This is a genomic window from Nocardiopsis rhodophaea (assembly GCF_039530945.1).
Taxonomy (GTDB): Bacteria; Actinomycetota; Actinomycetes; order Streptosporangiales; family Streptosporangiaceae; genus Nocardiopsis_C; species Nocardiopsis_C rhodophaea.
The window spans coordinates 88,818-109,476 of sequence record NZ_BAAAPC010000005.1 but is presented as its reverse complement, the minus strand read 5'-3'; the positions used below and the strand labels follow the sequence as shown (position 1 = coordinate 109,476).

The following is a 20,659-nucleotide window of genomic DNA, read 5'->3' as shown; positions in this document are numbered from 1 at the left end:
ACCGGGCCGGTGGATCAGGCCTGGTTGAAGGTGTCGGGATCCGGGCCGAAGCGCTCATCGGCGTTGAGGCCGGAGATCGTCTCCATGTCGCCACTGGCCAGCTCGAAGTCGAAGACGTCGAAGTTGGAGCGGATCCGCTCCGGCGTGGCCGACTTCGGGATGACGATGTTGCCCATCTGCAGGTGCCACCGGATGATCACCTGGGCCGGGCTCTTGCCGTACGCCTCGGCGATCTTCACGATGTCCGGATCCTGCAGAAGGTTGCCCTGGCCCAGCGGGCTCCATGCCTCGGTGGCGATGTCGTGCTCGCGGTGGAACTCGCGCAGCGGCCCCTGAGTCATCCGCGGGTGCAGCTCGACCTGGTTGACGGTCGGCGCGATGCCGCCCTCGTCCAGGATCCGCTGCAGGTGCTCGATCTGGAAGTTCGAGACCCCGATCGCCCGCACACGACCCTCGATGTACAGGCGCTCCAGCGCCTTGTAGGTGCTCATGTAGGTGTCGCGCTCAGGCATCGGCCAGTGGATCAGGTACAGGTCGAGCCGCTCCAGTCCCAGGCGCTGCATCGAGGCGTCGAAGGCGCGCAGCGTCGCGTCATACCCCTGGTCGCTGTTCCACACCTTGGAGGTGATGAACAGCTGGTCGCGATCGATTCCGGAACGGCGGATGGCCTCCCCGACCCCCGCCTCGTTTCCATAGACCGCGGCCGTATCGATGCTGCGGTAACCAGCTTCGAGCGCCGTACCGACGACGCCCACGACGTCTTCGTCGGCTACCTGCCACACCCCGAACCCCAGCTGCGGAATCCGCACACCGTTGTTGAGGGTGACTTCGGGAACCGTGAACATGTATGTACTCCCCCGTCACTGCAGGCTCAACCGAAGCGTTGAGCTACTAACTCCCTCTGCGGCAACCCCCCAGGTGCGAGGGCACATTCCCGCTGCCCCCGCACTGTGAAAAGCCCCACTCCCCCACCATTACCCGGAATCGGGAAATGCACGCCAGGGGTTTATGGGCAGTGACAGAACCACGACCTGCGCCGGGTCGGCACCGACCCGCCTCGGCCGGAACACGCCCGCTCCCGGCGATTGGGGTACGGCGAGGCGACCGGTCGGCCGACCGCCTCACCCGCGCAGCGGACTCCGCTCAGCCGTCGAACTCGTACACAACCCCGAACACGACCAGCGCGTCCGGCTCGGTTCCCAGTTCGAGGTCCTCGAACTCCGCGGCCTTCCCCTGCCGGATGACGTAGGGGGCTCCCGGCCAGCGGGTCTCGATCTCGTGGGAGATCGCCGTGCGCGCGGCGGCAGCGGCGACGTCCCTTTGGTCGGGTGTGTCGATCTCCTCCGCCTCAAAGACGCGGGAGACCAGGTCGACGGCGTGTGCCTGCTTCGGAACCAGCCGGGACCGGCGGCCCACCGCCGCCAGTCGCGGACGGAGCCATTTCTCGGTGCGCTGTTGCTCCATGCCTCATCTTCTCTCCGAGAACACGGATTGTCACCCATCACAACAGAACGGATGAGGACCACTGCCGGTCCTCATTCACCATGGTCCTCAAAGGGTCCGTTGGGCAAGGAGGCCGGGGCGACCGGCATGGGCGGTAGCCGCGGGCGAAAGGCACCGCGGTGACGACGCGAGCAAGCGGCACCGTCGGCGGCGGGACGACGGCCCGGCCAGCCCCGAACAGGTCGCACCGGACGAGAGCGACGGAGGGCCGCCTCCCCCGGGGCGGTCGGCGTCGTCTCACCCCCGCCCCGAGCAGCGACCGGACGCAAGCGTAGAGTGGACCGCACGCTGATCGCGCCGCGTCCCGACGATCGTCCACTCCTCGGGCATGCCGCCGAGGTACCGGGACGCGATCTCCGCGCTCTTCACCACTGACACCGAGCGCAATCGAAAAAGGGACCATGGCGACTTTTCGCGTCCGAATGACCGACGGATCCCTGCACACCGAGCAAGCTCTCCGTGTGCGCACCGACAACGACAACCTCTACCTCGAACACCGCTCCTCCGGGGACTGGAGCCCCGTATTCGGCTCCCCGCTCGCCGACATCGAGCAGGTCCAGCGCCGCTACACCGAGTACAACGGCCGCTGGGTGTGGGTGACCGAATCCCTTCCCGCGACTCAGTCCGAGATGAAGTAACGGACGACATCGGCGGCGCAGCGGCCGCCGTCATACCCGAGCGCGTGGGGCGGGAACTCGACCCCCTGGCCGAGGGCCGGGAGCGCTGACTCGACGTACCCGCCGTCGCGGCGCTGGCCGCGGGCGGTGTCGACGACGAACCCAGTGCGCCCGCCGTGGGCGCCAACGGAGTCCTCGACCGCTCCGCTCGTGGCGGCAAGGTTCGTAACGACGCGGTCGGCGTCCGGCTCGGCCAACTCCGACCCGCCCTCTGGCCGGCCTCCGCGAGCGCCCTGTGTGGGTGCGGGTCGCGGTGGGTACCGACCCTGCGGACGGGGCCGGGCGCGTGGCGCGTCCACGGGTGACCCCGCTGCGAGGGAGCATGGGATGCCGACGATCCAGGTCAGCGAGGCGACGATCGCCTACACCGACACCGGAGCGCCCCCGGACCTGCCCGACGCGCCGACCGTGGTGTTCGGTCACGGCCTGCTGTTCAGCGGGTGGTTGTTCCACCACCAAGTGGCCGCGCTGCGCGACCGCTACCGCTGTGTCACCGTCGACTGGCGCGGTCAGGGCGACAGCGCGCCCACGCGCGACGGCTACGACATGGACACGCTCACCGCCGACGCCGTCGCCCTGATCGAGCGGCTCGGCGTGGCCCCTGTTCACTACGTCGGCCTGTCGATGGGCGGCTTCATCGGACAGCGCATCGGCGCCCGGCGCGGCGGTCTCCTGCGGTCGCTGACGCTGCTGGACACCAGCGCCGACGCGGAGGACACCGCAAAAGTCGGGCGCTACCGGCTGCTCGCGTCCGTCTACTGGCTCGTCGGACTGCGGCCGGTGTTCGGACAGGTGGCCCCGCTGATGTTCGGGCCGACGTTCCGCGCCTCCGCGGAGAGTCGAGCGGTCATCGACGAGTGGGCCCGGCGGCTGAAGCGGTGCCCGCGCTCGGGCATTCGCAAAGCCGTCCTCGGCGTCGCCGACCGAGCTCCCGTCCACGAGGAGATCGCGGGCATCACCGTGCCCACCCTCGTCGCCACCGGCGCCGAGGACGCCGCACTCCCTCCCGACCACGCCGAACGCGTCGCCGCGCGCATCCCCGGGGCACGGCTGGAGACCATCCCGGACGCGGGCCACTCCAGCCCGATCGAACAGCCAGAGGCCGTCACCTCGCTGCTCGGCGACTTCCTCGCATCGGTCGACGCGACCCGACCGCCCGGAACGGGCTGATCCGCGTGCCGCGGGCACCCCCGAGCACACGGAGGTGATCCGGGAGAACACGCGCGCGTACTGGTGCCCAGGGGAAACAGCGATTAGAGTCCCAAAGCAGAACACGGTTCGGTCGCCGGTTTCGCGCAGGCGGCCCCTCTATTCCTCTTTCTCCCTGTTTTCCGAAGGCCAGGTGAATCCATGCAGCTCACGCAGGAGACGCGCGACTTCATCGACAAGCTCAACGAAGGGTTCCCCGCGATCGACGACGACGCGTCGGCCGCCGAGCTTCGCGCCGCTGCCAGCCCCGGTGCCGCGATTCAGGGCCCCGACGTGGCCCTGGTGCGTGACCTGACGGCCCCTGGACCGGCCGGATCTATCCCCCTCCGGCAGTACCGCCCCGCCCCGGACACGGTCGCGCCGGGCGTCGTGTATTTCCACGGCGGCGGGTTCGTCCTCGGAGATCTGGACTCGCACGACCACGTGTGCCGCATCATCGCCGCGCGGGCCGGGGTCGTCGTCGTTTCGGTCGACTATCGACTCGCGCCAGAGCACCCCTTCCCCGCCGCGCCCGACGACGCCTTCGCGGCGACGCGCTGGGTGTCTGAGAACGCAGCGGAGCTCGGCATCGACCCGGACCGACTTGCGGTCGCCGGGGACAGCGCGGGCGGCTGCCTGGCGGCGGTCGTCCCCCTGCTGGCCCGGGACGAGGACGGGCCCGCGATCGCCTACCAGGCGCTGGTCTACCCGGTGGTCGACCAGGGCGGCGGCTCCGACGGCCGGCTGTATCCGTCGCGCGCGGAGAACGGCGACAACTACCTGCTCACCACCGCGGCGATGGGGTGGTTCGGCAAGCAGTACATCGCGACCCCCGCGGACCGACACGACTTCCGCGCCTCACCGATCCGCGCCGCGTCCCTGGAGGGCCTGCCACCCGCGCTGGTCCTCACCGCCGACTTCGACCCTCTGCGCGACGAGGGCGAGGCGTACGCCCGCGCGCTGGCGGCGGCGGGGGTCCCGACGACCACCGTGCGGATCAACGACGGCTTCCACGGGATTCTCGGCTTCGGACAGTTCCTGAGCCCGGCCAGACGCGCCGAATCCGCACTGGTTTCGGCGTTGCGCGCGGCGTTCACGGAGGAGACGTCGAGCGGCCAGCGGTCGTCGTCCACAGAAACGCGGCGGTGACCGCGGTGAGCCCCGAGACGGCCCCCAGCAGGCCGAACGCCCAGCGGTAGGCGGCCGGCTCGCTACTGCCGCCGGCCGCGGTGAGGGCGATGACCACCACCGCGGCGCCCAGGGCGCCGCCGACACGCTGCACGATGTTGACCAGGGTGGCGGCGTCGCCCATCCGCTCAGTGGCGACCGACGCGTAGGCGGCGGTGATCGCGGGCATCTGGCCCAGGGCCAGCGCCGCCCCGCGCAGCACGAGGATCGCGGTCAGCGCGGCGGGCGGAAGCGCTCCGGAGAACAGGAACGGCAGGGTGGCGCTGGTGAGCAGCACCGCCCCGATGAGGCAGACCGGCCCCGCCCCGAGTCGGTCGCTCACCGTCCCTGCGACGTAGAGGGCGACGGCCGATCCCAGCCCCATGGCCAGCAGCATCAGCCCGGTGGCCATGCTGTCCCGGGCGGCTACGAGTTGCAGGTAAAGCGGTAGCAGCAGGAGTCCGCCGTACATGTTCGCGCCCGTGAGCCCGGCGATCAGGGTGGCGGCGGCGAACCTCGCCCGGCCCAGCAACCGCAGCTCGATCAAGGGGTGCTCGCTCCGCAGCGCGCAGGCGACGAATCCGGCGGCCAGCAGTGTCCCCAGGCACACCGCGACGACGGTGACCGCCGTGGTACCCGTGGCGCCGGTCCCGGTCGCACCGTAGAGCACGAGCGGAAGCCCGAGGCCGAGGAGGACGAGTCCGCGGAGGTCGAGACGGCGGTCGGTGTCCGTCACGGCGTCGATCGCCAGACCACGGGCGCCGATGAGAGCGGCCGCGCCGATCGGGACGTTCATCCAGAACAGCCACTGCCACGAGGCCACCTCCAGGAGGAGCCCGCCGACCGCCGGGCCGACGGCCGGACCGAGGCTGACGACCATGCCGGACAGTCCCATGACCCGGCCGAGCTGGTCGCGTTCGGCCGCCGAGCCGAGGACGGCCTGGCCGACCGGAACCATCACGCCCGCGGCCAGCCCCTGGACGAGTCGGGCGGCGACCAAAAACAGGATCCCGGGCGACAGCGCGCAGAGGACCGAGGCAGCGGTGAAGACAGCCAGCGAGACGGCCCAGACGCGCCCCTGCCCGTAGCGAGCGCCGAGCCATCCGGCGGCGGGGAGCGAGACAGCGAGCGCGATGAGGTATCCGGTGGCGACCCACTGAACTATCGGGAGGGCCGCGCCCGTGTCGGAACGGATGGACTCCAGGGCGAGGTTGGCCACCGTGGAGTCCAGCATGGCGAGGAAGGCGCCCGCCCCGGTAACCGCCGCGATTTTCCAGACCCGGAGGGGAATCGCCGTAGAGGCCGAAGCACGCGGCGCAGATGCGGTCACGGCAGAGGGATCCTTTCTGGACGTCCCTAGTGGTCCCTGGACGAGCTCCGGCGATCGGGACTTCGGGGCCGTGGAACCGCCAGCGGCCGGACCCCGCCCCAGCGTTATGATACACACGTATCACAAAGATGGCGAGCGCGAGCGGCCCGGGCGCACGATCACCCCGCACTCGCCCGCCACCGCTGGCGGCGCGCCTCGACGCGTGGGCACCACTCGCTCACCCCCGACGTCCGATCCCCATCCGTCCCCCGGCACCGCGCCATCTTCCGGCCGCGGGGTCTCCGTTCCGCCTCCGTCCCCGCTTCGGCGCGGACGGTGGAACTCCCCCATCGCCCCCACACCCGCGCTTCACAGCGCCGGACCGCCCCCACCGGCGGGACACACACCTGGAACCACCCGGGCGCGCCCCTCAGAATCGAAGCGCCGAACAAGCCGATCGACTCACCGCCCGACTCCCCTTTCCCTTTCCCCAGGTCATGAGAGAGCCCTTTCAATGATCGCCGGACGATAGGCGACCGGCGCCCGTCGAAGAACGATGAAGAACTCTTGCGTTAACGGCGTCATGTCACATATTTCGGGGGAGCGAAGCGGGAAAAGCGTGATTCCGGAGAAGTTTGAGAGGCCGCCGGACACCGCGGCCGGGGAGGATACACAATGGCGACCCTGCACCCGGCCGTCCTCAGCCTGTCGGCCGTCCTTCCCATCGTCGCGATCGGCGTGCTCCTTGTCGGGCTGCGATGGCCCGCCAAGTACGCGATGCCCGTGGGCTACGCGGTGGCGGTCGCCCTCGCCGTCGCGGTCTGGCAGGTGGGGTGGCGGGAGATCGCCGCCTCGACCGTCCAGGGGTTCATCATCGCCATCGGGCTGCTCTACATCGTCTTCGGAGCCCTGCTCCTCCTCGCGACGTTGAACGCAAGCGGCGCCCTGCGCTCGATCCGCGCGGCGTTCACCCGCATCACTCCCGACCGACGAGCACAGGTCATCATCGTCGCCTGGCTGTTCGGCAGCTTCATCGAGGGCGCCTCCGGGTTCGGCACCCCCGCGGCCGTGGCCGCTCCCCTCCTGCTCGCGCTCGGGTTCCCCGCAATGGCCGCCGTCATGGCCGGGCTCATCATCCAGAGCACGCCGGTCAGCTTCGGCGCGGTCGGAACCCCTCTGCTCGTCGGCGTCCGCGGAGGGCTCGCGGGATCGGCGGAGGTCGAGCAGCGCCTTGACGCCGCCCAGATTGGACTGGACGCCTACATCAGCGGGCCGGTCACGCTCCACGTGGCGGTCATGCACGCCATCGTCGGCACCCTGGTCCCGCTCTTCCTGGTCTGCATGCTCACGCTCTTCTTCGGCGAGCGCCGCAGCGCGGCGGACGGCCTGCGGATCGCCCCCTTCGCGCTGTTCGCCGCGCTCGCCATGACGGTCCCCTACCTCCTGACCGCCTGGCTGCTGGGACCGGAGTTCCCCGCCCTCTTCGGTGGGCTCATCGGGCTGGTGATCGTGGTGTTCGCTGCGCGGCGGGGATTCCTTATGCCGTCCGAACCATGGGATTTCCCGCCTCGTCGGCGGTGGCTGCCCGACTGGATGGGCCGCATCGTGCCGGACACCCGGGAGATCGCCGACGGCGACATGGGGGTGGCCCGGGCGTGGGTGCCCTACGTCCTGGTCGCGGCACTCCTCCTGCTCACCCGCCTGGCCCTGGCCGACCCCCTCCAGGCGGTGACGATCGAGTGGACAGGGATCTTCGGGACCGACATCTCCGCTGACTTTAGCCCGCTGTGGTCCCCCGGGTTCGTGTTCCTGACCGTCATCGCGCTGACCTACGCCATCCACAGCATGAAGCGGCCGGAAATCGCCCGGTCATGGATCGTCGCCGGCCGCCAGCTCGGCATGGCCGCCGTCGCACTCCTGGCCGCGGTCCCGATGGTCCGGGTCTTCATCAACTCGGGCGCCGAATTCAACGCCTCGGGCCTGGACAGCATGCCCCTGACCCTGGCGGCCGGAGCATCGGCACTCGCCGGCCACTCCTGGCCGATTTTCGCCCCCTGGATCGGCGCCCTCGGCGCCTTCGCGGCCGGGAGCAACACGGTCAGCAACCTGATGTTCTCGCTCTTCCAGTTCTCCACCGCCGCCCAGATCGGAGCCCCGACCCACGTGGTCGTCGCCGCCCAAGCCGTCGGCGGAGCGGCGGGCAACATGATCACGGTGCACAACGTCGTCGCCGCCTGCGCCACGGTCGGCCTCATCGACAAGGAGGGCGCCCTCATCCGCAAGACCGTTTTCCCCATGGCCTACTACTGCCTGGCCGCCGGAATGCTGGCCTACGTCCTCAGCTACGGCGTCGGCCTGAACGCGGGAACGATCGGGCTGGCGACACTGGCCCTTGTCATGGCAGTGACGGCGGCCGTGTCGTTTCGTTCGTCGCCACGGCCCAGGGGGAACTCACGCCTGGGCAGAACGTAGGTCCTCCGAGGGGCGAGCCATGGCCAGCACGGGGGTTGCGTGAGCACTCAATGAGCGCTAGATCCACGAGCACTTATTGGACACTCACGAGCAGGAACCTATGAAGATTCGAAAAAATCCGATAAAAGAGCGCCGATCCGAGATTGGAATCACCCAACAGGGAGCAGCCCGGCGCGGCGGAGTGTCGCTGGCTACATGGCGGCGTTTCGAGAATGAGACATCTTCCGCGAGTGATCTCGGTGCCTTTCGCAGTGAGAGCCTCAAAGGGCTCGCTCGCGCACTTGCACTAAAGCTTTCAGAACTCAACCAATTTCTAACAGAAGGGACCGGACAGGCACCTGGGGATCAGCACAGGATGGAGACCCACAACACTGTCCAGAAATTCAATGCAAGCTTCAAGGGAGACCCCCTCACCCCCAGAGATGCCATGGCATTGGGCCAGACAGTGGCATTCTCTGACTTCGCCCCCACCAAAACCGGACGGTACTCCACCACGGGCGGATTCTCGGTTGACTTTCCCTCTTACCTCAAGGGAGAGGTAACGATCAGAGAGGTTCCGCTTCTCTGTGACCTACCGGACTGGGTCCTCGTCCAGGTCAATAACCACTGGCTCACCCGAATGGGCGAATGCATCATGCGCATCGGGGATTCAATCCTGGAAAGAGCGAGGATTCCCGTCATGCGGTGCATCGCTGATGAGGTTGCGATGTCCATCGTCATTACGAATACGGACCCACCCCGCCAAGGGGACGACGAGATCTACCCAGGCCTCCTCGGCGGCGAAGATATCTTCGGCTGCGACCCGGACGTAGACGACCCTGATGACATGGCCTCCCATCGAGAGGAATGGATGGATCGCATGTTCGGTGGACTTATTCCAACCGATTCAGCCAACGGCCATCGAGGAACGAAGCTCGCCCTCATGAAATGGTACGGACAGGGCGTATACGAGACGAGCGACCCCCTCCACCCGCTTAGGTGGTTCGACCGATACGACTTGAGCGAACGATTCAACCGAGAAATAGAATTACTCGAACTCCCCGAAGAGGAACGCGAGAAGCAGGAACGCGCGGCCATGGAGAGAGCCGCCAACGCCATGGACGAAGCGTTCAAGGAGTAGAGAACTACACGACCATCACGGAATCAGGGTGGCCGGCTCGCCAAAGAAAGGCGGCGGTTCATCTGGTTGCGTTCGGGCATCAGAGCGCTGCTTCCCTGGAACGGACCCGGTCGCTGCGGGCAGTAGGAACAGATCTCTATGGCACCGCGACGCCGCACGCGCCGAACTGACTGACCGCACCGGCTTCTGGCAGCGGCCTTCTCGACGGACCGCAGCCGGTCCGGACGGTTGCCGCGGCAGCGCGGCCGCTCCAAACCATCGCCGTCCCCACTTGGCCTACGTACCGGCCAGCGGTCACCCCGGCCTGACCGTCGACCACTTGCACAAAAACAAGACGTGGACCGGCGCGATCCCGACGTTGGAACTGCTCGCCGCCGACGCCGTCCACCGCGAGACCGACCGGTTCGGCGCGCGGCTGCGGAGACGACGGTTGCGCCATGCCGACTCCCGCAACGGCATCCGAGGGACTCGCTCTGCGAAGGTGGGGACCTCTGCACTGACCGCGGACTAGAGGACCTTGGGGAACTCGTTCACCTCTGCCCGCGGCAGTGCCGTGGCACCTTGGACCTCCCGCGGCTGCCAGTGCGCCCCGCTGGTCCGACCACCGTGCGCGGGAGCGTCCATGGCACCTCATGCGCCTCGACGCCCCCGGTACTACGACGCCTCGAAGCGGTCGAAGGTCAGGCGATCGGCGTGTAGATGAGGCCGAGCTTGTCCACTTCGTCGCCGGAGCGGCCGTGGAATCCCGCGATCCGCCACCCGACCGGTGCCGTGTAGGTGACCGTGTCCGTGGTGGGCGTTCCGACGGCCAGGGTGCGGCCGCGGTCGGTGCGGAACTCGGCGGAGAATACGCGGGTGTGGCCGTTCTTCTTGCCGGTGGAGAGGGTCACCGACGCCAGGTTCTCCCCCGTCTCCAGAGAGAGCTCGGCGGCGGTTCCGCCGGTGCCGCCGTGAGCGGTGCGGGTGCCGTCGGCATAGCGCATCCCGACCGCGTCGATGCGCGATCCGGCCCGCAGGGTGAGGGCGGTCGGTCGCGCGCCTGCCGCGATGCGGGCGACGTCGGTGAAGGGCGTACCGTGCGGGCCGCCCGTGGGGTCACTCATCTGGACGGCGTCGTCCGTCGTCCACGAGAACTCGGCCGTGTGCGGGAAGTGGTCGGACAGCATCTCGCCCGCGCCGTCGAGAAAGTCGGCGTGGTCGTTGGCGTAGCCGGTGAGCTCCAGGTCAATGAACACGTTGCCGCGGAACAGCACCTTGTCCACCACCTCGCAGTCGTCGACGAGCGCGTCCGGGTCGCACACCAGAGCGGGGTCTCCGGCAGCGGGGCGCCGACCGGCGCGCTCGGTCGCGACCCAGGCGTCGGTGAGGCCGTTGGCGTCGACGAGCTCACGGATGTTGTCTTCAGCGCGTGTGTAGCGGGTGTTGGTGTCTCCCATGACGACCACGGCGTTGTCCCGCGAGTTCCGCTGGATGTACTCGGACAGCTGGGTGATGTTGGACCGGCGCGCGGCCAGGTCGGCGGAGGTCACCCCGGCGTTGGTGTGGAGGTTGTAGAGGTCGAGGTAGACACCTTCGGCGAGACGGATCCGGGAGAAGGTGAAGCCCTTGGGCGTCAGGCAGTCGACCCCGTTGCACTCGTCCCATCTCACCCGCTCGAAGTCGCTGTACGGGTAGGTGGAGAGCGTGTTCAGGCCGTCCCCGAACGGGACGCCTCCGCTGGTCGGAGTACGGTGCGGGTGGTCGTCGGCCTCGTAGAGCGCTGCATGGTGGTTGAAGTCCTCTTGCACGTGGACGATGTCGTAGGCGCCGATTCGTTCGCCGATGATCGGCGTGTTGACGCTGGGGTTCTCGTCGGTACCGATCTCGGGCAGCCCGGCGATGTTGTAGGTGAGGACGGAGAATCGGCCGCCGTGAGCCGCCTCCGCGGGGGACGGCGTCGACGCGAGTGCGGGGAGGGGCGCCAGCAGGAGCAGTACCGCCGCACCAACGGCGAGTGAGCGGGACATGTGGCCTCCGATATCTGTGGGGGGAGGAGGACGTGTCCGGACTACTCTTGCGGGTGAATATTGAAGTTTCAACGCATCCTGCGCAATGCCCCGATCGTCGGACCGTCGCGGAGGAGGACCCGAGGACCTGAGTCGCGCACACACCGTTCCGCGCACTGCATCCGGTCCCGGCGCGATGATGAGCGCGAATCGGGGATGAATGTGTTCCCGACCTGGCTTAACCAGCGGATCGAGGCGCTCATATCGACGCTGAAGCGCCAGCTTGGGCTGCATCGCCATGCCGCTCGCACCGCCGATGACCTGCGGGAACGCACCGCCAGAGCATCTACGCGCTCAACGCCGGGATATGACACAGCTGGTTGATCAGGGCCGCCCCGGTCAAGCGGTCGCTGATCGCTTACGACCACTGACCAGGGCACAAGAGCTTCATCAATGAGCTGGGGTCAGCCCTGCCCGACGCTGGACTTGCGGAAGGAATGTTCGGAAGCATGCGATCGCCGGTCGCGGTCGAGCCAGCTCTTCCCTTCGGCGGCGATCCCTTCCAGGATCCGAAGCGTGTGCCCGAAACCCGCCGCATCGATGCTGATCTTGGAGATCGCCCGAGGATCTTCCCCGGGATCCGGTTGCCCGGCCTCGGGTTCAGTGACGACGGTGCTCTTCGGATCCCCGTTCATGAGGGTGAGCTTCAGGGTGCAGCCGAACCCCTCTGTCTGGTCCACGTGCACCGACGAGATCGCATCAAAACGGAAGTGCTCGCGTTCTTCACCTAAAGTCACGGCGTGCTCGAAGTCGAGCTTGGAGTTGACCTCATGGACGCCGTCCTCCGTCATGAGGAAGACTTGGATGTTGTATTTCGAGTAGCGCCAAGGGCCGCCCCGCACCCGCGCTCTCTTGGAGGGGCGATGCGGGGTCTGAAGGAAGGCGTGCGCAAGGATGTCGTGCCAGGCCAGCCGGTGGTACTTCAAAGCACGGTTGAGAATTATCGTCTTATCGCAGTTCAGCCACTCCTCCATCTCCTCTTCGGACGGACGTGTCGCGTCGAGTTTCTCCTTCCAGCGCTTGCACTCCTTTTTACGTTCTGCCGCCGCCTGAAAGCGCTCGCTCGCCCTGTCTTCGCGGCACCGGTACTCACTGCTGATGTGCAGCCAGAGGGGCGCGGCGAATCTGCCGGTCACCACTGCCACCAGGGCGGACACGACGGTGAGGACCGGTGACGAGTGCAGCGCCCCGATGAGGACTCCTGCGGCCGCAGGGAAAAGGGCGAGGCAGGAGGTCCAGCACCAGGCCTTTGTGGACGCCGCGACCTTGTACTTCTCGCGGTACCCGAACAGTGTTCCTGCTTCCCAGCGTCCGCGGACGTCGCGGGCCATGAATCGGATGAGCCAGTGGACCTTCTCGGCCCTGATTCTGCTCTCTCGATAGATCTCGACGACCTCGTTGCGGAGTGTGTTCCGGATTCCCGCCGTTTCAGCGAGCCACTGGTCGCGCTTCTCGCCTCTCGGGCCGTACTTGACGAAGTAATAGTCGAACGCGCTGTCGATGCGATTGGCGAACCCCTTTTCGGGGGCCCGGGATCGTGCCAGTGGAGCCCTGTGCTCGCGCTCCTTTTCTCGAAGCCTCCTTGCGCGGTAGTGCCAGTCGCGCCCCTTTTGGAGGGCGAAGTATCCGGATGCGAGGAGGAGTAGGTAGGAGAGTATCGGCAGCGGCTCGGCGTGCATCAGCACCGACCAGCCGAGATAGCCGGTCGCCGCCGTGAACGGTGCGGACCAGGCGGCCGTTCGCAGGAGGACGGTGGCGGGGACGGCTATGGCGGCGACGGGGCGAACACGCGGCTCGGCAGGGTCGGCCTGAAAGTACGCCCATATGCGGCCGGCGCGGTCATTGCTCTCCCTGGCGTCCTTTGCGGCTTTGTAGGTCTCAGCCCAGACGCTGTTCTTGAGACCCCCGGTCAGGACGAGGTCGAGATGGCGGATGACCTTGTCGCGTTGAGGCCCCGGCAGGGAGTCCAGCTTCTTGAGAGCCAGTCCGTGATCGCGGGCGGGGACCTCCAGGCAGTCAACGAGGTCGCACACCACTTCCGAGGCGCGTTTCCAGTCATCGTCGGCGTGACCAGCCAGCTTCTCCGGGAGCCGCCGGAGGCGCTCGCGCTCGTCGGGGACAAGGTCGCGGTAGGAGCGTTTGCTGAGCATGGAGAGTGCCCAGTGGAAGTACACCTCGGCGTCGTCATACCCGTGGGCGATCGCCTCATCGATGAGCTCGCGGGCCCGCGCCGGGGCTCCGTTCTCCAGGAATCGAAGCCCGACCTCGTACTTCCGGGAAGGTGGCGACTCAGGATTGACCTGGTACACCGTCGAGTTGTGGACGCTCTCGGCCTGAATCCCCACCGTGGAACCTGGACCGGCCGTGTTGGTCGTTTCGGCGCCGACGGTGTTCATGACATTCCTTGCACTGCGGCGATGTAGCCGTCCACCTTCGCTTCGAGTCCCGGTACGCCGTCGATCAGCCCCCGCAACCGCTTGAGGGAAAGAACGGAGCCCTTCTTCTCCGCCGCGGTGTTCCCCTCCAGCGCCTTCCTAGCGAGCTGGAGTTCCGCGTCGGCTGCCATGTAGGTAGCGTCGTCAAGCGCTCCGGATGACCGCTCGCGCACCAGCTCGCTCCGGAATTCCTCCAGGTCGGTGGCGAGATCGGGGGTACGCGCGCCCCGAGCGTCCTGCCCCATGAAGACGTAGTTGCCTCCGGAGGCGGTCCCGGCCTGGATGCCCACCTGGCCTGATGAGTAATTGTTGACGGTGTAGCCGCCCCTGGAGAATTCTCCCGAGTGCATCGCACTACGCTCCCGATCCGTGATCAGTTCCGCGGCCAAGCGGATGGCGAACGCCGCCGCGTTCTCGGCGGCCACCGGTTGCCATGCGCGGTCTTCCGTGCTGGCCTTGCTGCCGTCGGCGCGGTCGCTGATGCCGCGGACGATCGCCACGGGCGATCCGTTCAAGTGCCCGGCCTGTGCGACCCCGGCGGCTTCCATCTCGATGGCCAGCGCATCGTTGTATTTTTCCCGGATCCACATTGCCTCGTGGGAGATTCGGGAATTCTGCACAATCTCACCGGCGGCTATAGGTCCGAAGTGAACGGTCGGCTTTCGACCGCCGGGTCCCGTCGGATCTGCCCAATCATCGACCCGTCCCAAGTAGGAGCCGATCTGACTGATCTCGTGGGCGGCTTCCCAGGCGCGGGGACGCGCTTTGAGGCCGTCGTCCTCGCTGGTGCCCCCGTGGTAGGCGTACACCTGTGTCGCCATCACGACGTCACCGAGCGAGGTGGTGTCCCACAGCGCGCCGGCGACACCGACGAATATGACGGCGTCCGGGGAGAACTGCTGGATCGCACGCTCGGCCAGGACAGCGGCGGGGTGATTCCCTTTACCGGTCAGCCCCAGTGCCACGCGCCCCCCGGCCCCCGGAAGGGTGCCGATATCGAATCGGGTGCCTCTTTCGTGGCGGTGCATCCGGGGATCGACCAGCCGACGGCGCACGGCCTCGTATTCGAGATTGAAGGCGGTGAGTACCACCACCAGGCCGTTCGTCATGTATGCACCTCGTTCGTGGTCGATGGTCCGGGGCGGACCAGCGGAGGGTGGAGCGTCGTCCGCGTCCCCGCTCGGAACAGTCGGGCAGGTCGGCCCTTCGTGGTGCGCTGGTTCGGCCCCGCGGGGACGATGAAGCCGGGGACCCGCTGGATCTTTCGGTAGAAGTTCCGCGGGTCGAGCCGGACGCCCCATACGGCCTCATAGACCTGCTGAAGTTCCGCGATGGTGAAGGTCTCACTGCAGAAAGCAGTGGCGAGCGAAGTGCGTTCGAGCTTTGTTCGGGCGCGTTCCAGAGCATCGGTGAGGATCTGCTCATGGTCGAAGGCGAGCTTAAGTCGGCCCAGGGACACTTCGTGGACGGGCTGCCAGGAGGCGGCCGCCGCGTCGGTGCCCGCTACCGGTACGGGGAGAGCGGGCGCGATCGCAAGGTAGGCCACGGAGACGACCCGTCCGCGGGGGTCGCGGTCGGGAGCACCGTATGCACCCAGCTGCTCCAGGTGGAGGCGCGATGCGTCGAGGTTCGCTTCCTCGCGCAGCTCGCGGTGGGCGGCGGTCTCGATGCCCTCACTGGCATTGCTCAGAAATCCGCCGGGGAGGGCCTGCGTACCCGCATAGGGATCGATGCCGCGCTCCACGAGCAGCACATGGAGCGTCATGGATCGCAGGGTCAAGATGACCAGGTCCACGGCGAGTAAGACGGGCGGTGGTTCCCAGGAATCATCGGGCATGGCGGCAACCCTAGCTTCCTGTCACTCGGACAGGAAGGGCGATTCGCGCCAATATCGTGTCCGATTCCGGACCCGCGGTAGATAGATATCCCTTAGGTAAGAAATATCTGCCGTCCTGGTAAGTCGAGGGATACAGGGAATTCGATGTGAACGGCCGCCACCGCCCGCCGAATCCCCGTGCTGACCGACCACCCTCGGGGTGAGCAGCGAGAAATCCGCATTTCTCATCACACGTCGAAATTCAGGCTGTAACCTGGTCCGACCTCGCGACCCGCTGGCGAGCCTCTCCCTGCCCATCCAGTCGAAGAGGGGTCGGCGATGACCGGATACGCCGTCGTGGACGTAGAGACGACGGGGATCACACCTGCAAGCCACCACCGCGTCGTCGAGATCGCCGTGGTGCACGTGGACGAGTCCGGTTCGGCCGGTACCGAGTGGACGACGTTGCTGAACCCCCGGCGCGACCTCGGCGCCGGACACATCCACCGGATCCGTGCCCGCGACGTCCGTAACGCGCCGCAGTTCGACCAGGTCGCCGGTGAGCTGGCGGATCTTCTCTGCAACCGCGTGGTGGTCGCGCACAACCTCGCGTTCGATATGCGCTTCCTCGCCGCAGAATACGCACGGATGGGCGTCGAGATACCGGTGTCGGCTTCCGCCGGGCTGTGCACGATGACCCTTGCCGGGCGCTACCTGCCCGGTGCCGGCAGGCGATCGCTGGCAAGGTGCTGTCATAGCGCAGGGATCGATTTGACGGAGGCGCACTCGGCCCTCGGCGACGCGCGTGCGGCGGCCGGCCTCCTGCGCCACTATCTTGACCTCGCCCCGAACCCGCGACCGTGGACCGACCTGCTGAGGTCGTGCGCCGAGCTCGAATGGCCGCCGGTGCCGCGGTCTGCGTTCACTCCGGTGACGCGTTCGGCGGCCGACGAGGTGGAGAAGCACTTCCTCAAGCGGATCATCGACAAGTTGCCCGACGACACCACTCCCGATTCGGTCGACCCGTATCTGGCCGTCCTCGACCGCGCACTGCTGGACCGCCACTTGTCGGCGACCGAGGCCGATGAACTCGTCGACACGGCGCGGTATCTCGGGCTCTCACGCAGCACCGTGGCAGCGGCTCACCGTCGCTATCTGGCAGCGCTGACCGACGCGGCCTGGGAGGACGGCGTCGTCACGGATGCCGAGACTGCGGATCTGCAGAGTGTTGCCGCGCTTCTCGGCCTGCCAGAGGGCAGTGTGCACGAGGAGCTGCGCCGCGCTGAGGCGGCGCGGAAGACCGACAGCGCGGGTTCCTCCGGCGCATTCGCCGCACCGGGGTTCTCCCTGGAACCGGGGGATCAGGTCGTCTTCACCGGCGCCAGTCGACGGAGCAGGGAGGACTGGCACGCGTTGGCGGCAGGAGCAGGGCTCGCCCCGAAGAACGGGGTGACCAAGCAGACGCGCGTCCTGGTGGCGGCCGACCCCGACTCTCTGTCAAGCAAGGCGCGGAAGGCACGCGATCGCGGGGTTCCGGTCATCACCGAGGAAGCGTTCGAGAGGCTTGTGAAGGCAATGCGCTAAGGGGCCCTGGCCCCCTGGGGCGGCTCGCTACCTGCCGCGGTGACAGGGAAGGAGTGCCGGGTCCGTGCGTGTGGACGGTGGCGTACGCCGGACCCTGGCGGCCACCGAACCGCGTTCGCCACCCGGGCCGACGCCGAGCGGGAGGTGTTCTCCTATATCGAGGGGTTCTACAACCCCTGGCGGCGGCATTCGGCCAACGGCCTGCTCAGCCCTGCGGAGTATGAACGTCGTCACGCCCAAGCGGCCCGAAGTGGTCTATCCGACCTGGCTGAAGCCGCGTAAAACCCAAGCTCACAGGCGTCTACCGAACTGAAGCAACGCCAAGCTTTGACCTGGGCGAACAGCTTCGGCTGATTGGCTTTCACCGTGAACGGGTAATGGGCGCGGCGTTCGCCGGCCAGGTACCTCGCGGTGTCGGCCCGGGTGTGCAGCGCGTCCGCGCTGACCAGGCATCCGGTGATGTCCACCCCGGCCAGGGCGTCTTTGAGCGCGGCGATCTCGCTGGTCTTGTCTGCGGTAGTGGCAGCTCAAGGCACGCGCCTGGTGAGAGCGTCTGAACACCGACCAGCCCAGCGTGCGCTCATCGCCGGGGCGGGCCGGGAACAGGGCGTGCAGCAGACGGGCGATCTCGTTGCAGGTCAACCCGATCACCCCCTTTGGAGCCGGGCGGCGGCGGGCCTCCCGGACCCGGCATGCGGCCACGAACGCGTAGGCGGCCATGGCCAGCAGGGTCCACCTCCGCCAGGAGGTCCACGTCCTGACCTGGTGCTCGTCCAGCCCTGCCAGGCCCTTGCCCTGCTGGAAGGACTCATCCACCCGCCACCGGCGCCCCGCCACCGCGACCAGCCGGGACAAGGCCACCGGCTCGGGGCGTAGCACCGGTAGAACGCCAGCTGGCCGGGGGCGCGGCTGCGGCGGATCGGCACCCACCGCACCCCGGCCCCATCGGCGCGGTCGTCGATGAGCGCCCACTCGTAGTAGCGCTGTCCCTGCGCCGGTCACCGCTTACAGCGCGCGACTCGCCTATGCGGGAGCCGTAGGCCCCAGCACGGCCGAAACGAGAACCGGCCCGGCCGTCACGGCCGGGCCGGTACCCGCGCGGGCGTCAGAGCCCGGAGAAGAGGATCAGACGAGGTCGAACCGGTCGAGGTTCATGACCTTGTCCCATGCCGCGACGAAGTCCTTCACGAACTTCTCCTTCGCGTCGTCGGCCGCGTAGACCTCCGCGAGCGCGCGCAGCTCGGAGTTCGACCCGAAGAGGAGGTCGACGCGGCTGCCGGTCCACAGCAACTCGCCCGTGGCGTCGCTGCGGCACTCGAAGGTCTGGGAGGTCTCGTCGGCCGGCTTCCACGTGTTGCCCAGGTCCAGCAGGTTCACGAAGAAGTCGTTCGTCAGCGTCCCCGGCGCCGTGGTGAGAACACCCTGCTCCGAGTCCTGGTAGTTCGCGCCCAGGACCCGCAGACCGCCGAGGAGGACCGTCATCTCCGGGGCGCTCAGGGTGAGCAGGTTCGCCTTGTCGATCAGGAGGTACTCCGCCGGAAGGCGGTGCCCCTTGCCGAGGTAGTTGCGGAACCCGTCCGCGGTCGGCTCCAGGTGGGAGAAGGACTCCACATCGGTCTGCTCCTGGGTGGCGTCACCGCGGCCCGGAGTGAAGGGGACCTCGATGTCGTAGCCGGCGGCCTTGGCCGCCTGCTCGACGCCCACGCAGCCGGCCAGCACCACCAGGTCGGCGAAGGAGACCTGCTTGCCGCCGGTCTGGGCGGCGTTGAAGGACTGCTGGATCCCCTCAAGGGTGCGCAGCACGGGGGCGAGCTTCTCGGGCTCGTTGACCTCCCAGGTGTTCTGCGGCTCCAGGCGGATGCGGCCACCGTTGGCGCCGCCGCGCTTGTCGCTGCCGCGGAACGACGAGGCCGCCGCCCACGCGGTGGAGACCAGCTGCGCGACGGTCAGGTTGGAGTCGAGGATCTGGGCCTTCAGGCTCGCGATCTCCTCAGCGCCGACGAGCTCGTAGTCCGGCGTGGGGATCGGGTCCTGCCACAGCAGCTCCTCGGAGGGAACCTCCGGGCCGAGGTAGCGCGCCACCGGGCCCATGTCGCGGTGGGTCAGCTTGAACCACGCGCGGGCGAAGGCGTCGGCGAACTCTTCGGGGTTCTCCATGAACCGGCGCGAGATCGGCTCGTAGACCGGGTCGAACCGCAGCGCCAGGTCGGTGGTCAGCATGGTCGGGGCGTGCTTCTTCGCCGGGTCGTGGGCGTCGGGGACGGTGTCCTCACCCGCACCGTCCTTCGGCTTCCACTGGTGGGCGCCCGCCGGGCTCTTGGTCAGCTCCCACTCGTAGCCGAAGAGGTTCTGGAAGAAGCCGTTGCTCCACTGCGTCGGCGTGGTGGTCCAGGTGACCTCCAGCCCACTGGTGATCGCGTCGCCGCCCTTGCCGCTGCCGTAGCTGTTCTGCCAGCCCAGGCCCTGGGCCTCCAGCGGGGCGGCCTCGGGCTCGGGGCCGAGGTGGCTGTCGGGAGCCGCGCCGTGGGTCTTGCCGAAGGTGTGGCCGCCGGCGATCAGCGCCACGGTCTCCTCGTCGTTCATCGCCATCCGGCCGAAGGTCTCGCGGATGTCGCGGGCGGCGGCCAGCGGGTCGGGGTTGCCGTTCGGGCCCTCCGGGTTGACGTAGATGAGGCCCATCTGCACCGCGGCCAGCGGCTCCTCAAGGTCCCGGTCGCCGCTGTAGCGCTCGTCGTCGAGCCACCCGGTCTCCGGGCCCCAGTAGACGTCCTCGTCGGGCTCCCAGACGTCCTCGCGGCCGCCGGCGAAGCCGAAGGTTTTGAGGCCCATCGACTCCAGCGCCACGTTGCCGGCGAGGATCATCAGGTCAGCCCACGAGATCTTGCGGCCGTACTTCTTCTTGACCGGCCACAGCAGTCGGCGCGCCTTGTCGAGGTTGCCGTTGTCCGGCCAGCTGTTGAGCGGCGCGAAGCGCTGCTGGCCGGCGCCACCGCCGCCGCGGCCGTCACTGACGCGGTAGGTGCCCGCGCTGTGCCAGGCCATCCGGATCATCAGCGGGCCGTAGTGGCCGAAGTCGGCCGGCCACCAGTCCTGCGAGGTTGTCAGCACCTCGGCGATGTCCTGCTTCACGGCGGCGAGGTCGAGGGTCTTGAACTCTTCGGCGTAGTCGAACTCCTCGCCCATGGGGTCGGCCACGGCGGGGTTCTTGGCGAGAATCTTCAGGTTGAGCCGGTTCGGCCACCAGCCGCGGTTGGCGTCACCCTGGGTGGGGTGCGGGGCGCGACCGTGCGCGACCGGACAGCCGCCGCTCTCGGCGGGGTCGTGGCTTTCAGACATGGACATC

Annotated in this window: 17 protein-coding genes and 2 pseudogenes; 9 read left to right on the top strand and 10 right to left on the bottom strand. The window is 68.0% G+C overall.

Features of this window, described 5'->3' with window-relative positions; all coding sequences use genetic code 11:
* Positions 1 to 14: 14 nt before the first annotated feature.
* Entirely contained in the window at positions 15 to 845 is an 831-nt protein-coding gene (locus ABD259_RS07225) for an aldo/keto reductase (protein WP_344106733.1), read from the bottom strand.
* Between the two features lie 298 nt (positions 846 to 1,143).
* Positions 1,144 to 1,464, bottom strand: coding sequence for a hypothetical protein (locus ABD259_RS07220; RefSeq protein ID WP_344106734.1), 321 nt, complete (start codon positions 1,462 to 1,464; stop codon positions 1,144 to 1,146).
* Positions 1,465 to 1,925: 461 nt separating this feature from the next.
* On the opposite strand from ABD259_RS07220, the gene ABD259_RS07215 reads away from it, so the two are divergent.
* Positions 1,926 to 2,141 (top strand): hypothetical protein, encoded by a 216-nt coding sequence (locus ABD259_RS07215; protein ID WP_344106735.1) that lies wholly within the window; start codon positions 1,926 to 1,928, stop codon positions 2,139 to 2,141.
* Here the strand turns inward: ABD259_RS07215 and ABD259_RS07210 are convergent.
* Entirely contained in the window at positions 2,123 to 2,377 is a 255-nt protein-coding gene (locus ABD259_RS07210) for a hypothetical protein (RefSeq protein ID WP_344161059.1), read from the bottom strand. The two genes, ABD259_RS07215 and ABD259_RS07210, sit on opposite strands and share 19 nt — an antisense overlap.
* 130 nt (positions 2,378 to 2,507) lie before the next feature.
* Here ABD259_RS07210 and ABD259_RS07205 point away from each other — a divergent pair, with 130 nt between their 5' ends.
* Together ABD259_RS07205 and ABD259_RS07200 are read left to right on the top strand one after the other, a co-directional pair.
* Positions 2,508 to 3,350, top strand: coding sequence for an alpha/beta fold hydrolase (locus ABD259_RS07205; protein ID WP_344161056.1), 843 nt, complete (start codon positions 2,508 to 2,510; stop codon positions 3,348 to 3,350).
* A gap of 180 nt (positions 3,351 to 3,530) precedes the next feature.
* Complete coding sequence (locus tag ABD259_RS07200) at positions 3,531 to 4,517, top strand: alpha/beta hydrolase (RefSeq protein WP_344161053.1); 987 nt, start codon at positions 3,531 to 3,533, stop codon at positions 4,515 to 4,517.
* On the opposite strand, the gene ABD259_RS07195 is transcribed toward ABD259_RS07200, so the two are convergent.
* The gene (locus ABD259_RS07195) at positions 4,462 to 5,865 is read right to left on the bottom strand and encodes a DHA2 family efflux MFS transporter permease subunit (protein WP_344161050.1); all 1,404 of its coding nucleotides are present in this window, start codon (positions 5,863 to 5,865) and stop codon (positions 4,462 to 4,464) included. The two genes, ABD259_RS07200 and ABD259_RS07195, sit on opposite strands and share 56 nt — an antisense overlap.
* Positions 5,866 to 6,519: 654 nt before the next feature.
* Between ABD259_RS07195 and ABD259_RS07190 the strand changes: the two genes are divergently transcribed.
* The 3 genes from ABD259_RS07190 to ABD259_RS07180 all read left to right on the top strand — a co-directional run bounded on the left by ABD259_RS07190 (position 6,520) and on the right by ABD259_RS07180 (position 9,947).
* Positions 6,520 to 8,316 (top strand): L-lactate permease, encoded by a 1,797-nt coding sequence (locus ABD259_RS07190; protein WP_344161047.1) that lies wholly within the window; start codon positions 6,520 to 6,522, stop codon positions 8,314 to 8,316.
* A 355-nt stretch (positions 8,317 to 8,671) separates the two neighbouring features.
* Positions 8,672 to 9,436 carry a hypothetical protein gene (locus ABD259_RS07185; RefSeq protein ID WP_344161044.1) on the top strand — a complete coding sequence of 255 codons (765 nt, stop codon included), beginning with the start codon at positions 8,672 to 8,674 and terminating at the stop codon, positions 9,434 to 9,436.
* A gap of 319 nt (positions 9,437 to 9,755) precedes the next feature.
* A complete protein-coding gene (locus ABD259_RS07180; protein ID WP_344161041.1) occupies positions 9,756 to 9,947 on the top strand; it encodes a hypothetical protein in 192 nt (63 codons plus the stop codon).
* 169 nt (positions 9,948 to 10,116) lie between these two features.
* Here the strand turns inward: ABD259_RS07180 and ABD259_RS07175 are convergent, their stop codons facing one another.
* The gene (locus ABD259_RS07175; protein ID WP_344161038.1) at positions 10,117 to 11,442 is read right to left on the bottom strand and encodes a jacalin-like lectin; all 1,326 of its coding nucleotides are present in this window, start codon (positions 11,440 to 11,442) and stop codon (positions 10,117 to 10,119) included.
* 159 nt (positions 11,443 to 11,601) lie between these two features.
* Between ABD259_RS07175 and ABD259_RS25815 the strand changes: the two are divergent.
* Positions 11,602 to 11,792: pseudogene (locus tag ABD259_RS25815) on the top strand (IS982 family transposase); the annotation flags it as partial.
* A 93-nt stretch (positions 11,793 to 11,885) separates the two neighbouring features.
* Here ABD259_RS25815 and ABD259_RS07170 read toward each other — a convergent pair.
* The 3 genes from ABD259_RS07170 to ABD259_RS07160 are packed head-to-tail and all read right to left on the bottom strand — an operon-like array spanning position 11,886 to position 15,753.
* A complete protein-coding gene (locus ABD259_RS07170) occupies positions 11,886 to 13,877 on the bottom strand; it encodes a hypothetical protein (RefSeq protein ID WP_344161034.1) in 1,992 nt (663 codons plus the stop codon).
* Positions 13,874 to 15,025 carry a 5'-methylthioadenosine/S-adenosylhomocysteine nucleosidase family protein gene (locus ABD259_RS07165; protein ID WP_344161031.1) on the bottom strand — a complete coding sequence of 384 codons (1,152 nt, stop codon included), beginning with the start codon at positions 15,023 to 15,025 and terminating at the stop codon, positions 13,874 to 13,876. Before ABD259_RS07165 ends, ABD259_RS07170 begins: the two co-directional genes overlap by 4 nt.
* Positions 15,022 to 15,753, bottom strand: a complete 732-nt coding sequence (locus tag ABD259_RS07160) for an NUDIX hydrolase (RefSeq protein ID WP_344106328.1) — start codon at positions 15,751 to 15,753, stop codon at positions 15,022 to 15,024. The genes ABD259_RS07165 and ABD259_RS07160 overlap by 4 nt, the downstream gene beginning before the upstream one ends.
* 318 nt (positions 15,754 to 16,071) lie before the next feature.
* Here ABD259_RS07160 and ABD259_RS07155 point away from each other — a divergent pair, with 318 nt between their 5' ends.
* Together ABD259_RS07155 and ABD259_RS07150 are read left to right on the top strand one after the other, a co-directional pair.
* Complete coding sequence (locus tag ABD259_RS07155; RefSeq protein ID WP_344106326.1) at positions 16,072 to 17,316, top strand: exonuclease domain-containing protein; 1,245 nt, start codon at positions 16,072 to 16,074, stop codon at positions 17,314 to 17,316.
* A 39-nt stretch (positions 17,317 to 17,355) separates the two neighbouring features.
* Positions 17,356 to 17,598, top strand: coding sequence for an IS3 family transposase (locus ABD259_RS07150; RefSeq protein WP_425573491.1), 243 nt, complete (start codon positions 17,356 to 17,358; stop codon positions 17,596 to 17,598).
* Positions 17,599 to 17,823: 225 nt separating this feature from the next.
* Here the strand turns inward: ABD259_RS07150 and ABD259_RS25810 are convergent.
* Positions 17,824 to 18,311 (bottom strand): annotated as a pseudogene (locus ABD259_RS25810) (IS701 family transposase); the annotation flags it as partial.
* A 130-nt stretch (positions 18,312 to 18,441) separates the two neighbouring features.
* Positions 18,442 to 20,652, bottom strand: coding sequence for a catalase/peroxidase HPI (gene katG, locus ABD259_RS07145; RefSeq protein ID WP_344161028.1), 2,211 nt, complete (start codon positions 20,650 to 20,652; stop codon positions 18,442 to 18,444).
* Positions 20,653 to 20,659 lie beyond the last annotated feature (7 nt).